This is a genomic window from Streptomyces avidinii (assembly GCF_014650695.1).
GTDB lineage: Bacteria > Actinomycetota > Actinomycetes > Streptomycetales > Streptomycetaceae > Streptomyces > Streptomyces avidinii.
This window is the reverse complement of record NZ_BMVL01000054.1, coordinates 1-1,342: the sequence shown is the minus strand read 5'-3', so window position 1 is coordinate 1,342 and position 1,342 is coordinate 1. Positions and strand designations below refer to the sequence as shown.

General features: G+C 64.0%; 2 protein-coding genes. Both read left to right on the top strand.

Annotated elements, in window-relative coordinates:
- Nucleotides 1-110 precede the first annotated feature (110 nt).
- Nucleotides 111-964 (top strand): IS5 family transposase gene (locus tag IE257_RS37690; protein WP_189974633.1). Its coding sequence is split into 2 segments (ribosomal slippage): nucleotides 111-459 and nucleotides 459-964, totalling 855 coding nucleotides; the frame shifts between segments, so codons are not numbered across the junction.
- Nucleotides 948-1,271 carry a hypothetical protein gene (locus tag IE257_RS37685; protein WP_189974631.1) on the top strand — a complete coding sequence of 108 codons (324 nt, stop codon included), beginning with the start codon at nucleotides 948-950 and terminating at the stop codon, nucleotides 1,269-1,271. Before IE257_RS37690 ends, IE257_RS37685 begins: the two co-directional genes overlap by 17 nt.
- The last annotated feature ends 71 nt before the right edge of the window (nucleotides 1,272-1,342 follow it).

The window sequence follows — 1,342 nt, the reverse complement described above, 5'->3', positions numbered from 1 at the left end:
ACTCCACGTACCCCGCCCCATACCGAGGTCAACGACGCCTCACCACATAGGACACGGTCTAAGAAGTCATCTCATTTGGCGGATTGGGCAGGCTGCCGGTCGTGGTGGGAATTGTTGAGCGGCTGGTGCCGGATGAGTTGTGGGAGTTGTTCCAGAGGGTGGTGCCGGAGGCTCCATCGCGGCCTCAAGGCGGTGGTCGGCGTCGGCACGGTGACCGGGAGGTGCTGGCGGCGATTCTGTTCGTGGCTACGTCGGGGTGTACCTGGCAGCAACTGCCCTCGGCGTCATTCGGGCCGTCGGGGGCGACAGCCCACCGGCGGTTCTCCGAATGGACGAAGGCCCGGGTGTGGGCCAAGCTCCACCGCCTGGTCCTCGACGAACTCGGCGCCCGAGGCGAGTTGGACCGGTCCCGCTGCGCGATCGACTCCGTCAACATGCGGGCCCTGAAAAGGGGCACCTCACGGGCCCGAATCCTGTCGACAGGGGCAAATTCGGGTCGAAGATCCACTTGATCACGGAGCGGACCGATCTGCCCCTCTCCGTCGGAATCTCCGGGGCGAACCTCCACGACAGCCAGGCCCTCCAGCCTCTGGTCCGGGGCATCCCGCCGATCAGATCTCACCGCGGACCCCGTCGCCGCCGCCCCGGCAAGCTCCACGGCGACAAGGGCTACGACTGCGCCCACCTGCGTAGATGGCTGCGCCACCGCGGGATCCGTCACCGCATCGCCCGCAAGGGAATCGAGCTGTCGAACCGGCTCGGCCGGCACCGATGGGTCGTAGAGCGAACGATGTCCTGGCTCTCGGGCTGCCGTCGCTTACACCGGCGCTATGAACGCAAGGCCGAACACTTCCTGGCGTTCGCAGGCATCGCTGCAGCCCTCATCTGCTACCGCCGCTTGCAGACGAATGCCAAACCGACTCAACAGCTACGGCAAGATGGCTCAAGTGAGCGAATCGACTGAGCAGGTGCAGACCGCAGATCGTCTCTGGCAGGAATTCCGCCAAGAGCCGTTCCCCGACAGCCTGCGACATGCCACCTTCGGTGGCACAGACGTGTGGCTCCTCGAGTTGGACATAGCCGGCTGCGTTCTTCGCTGGCTCGACAACAGCGGCACTCTCGGCTCGAAGAACAGAATCCTCCTGCAGAGCCGCATCGAGGACCTGGACCGAGTCATCCCTGAGATCAATGACCCTGTAGGAACCCAGTACTGCCAGCGGTTGCACCAGCTGGCAGTACTCGTGTCAAGGAACCTATTCAGCACCAAATGAGATGACGTCTAAGACCGTGTCCTATGTGGTGAGGCGTCGTTGACCTCGGTATGGGGCGGGGTACGTGGAGT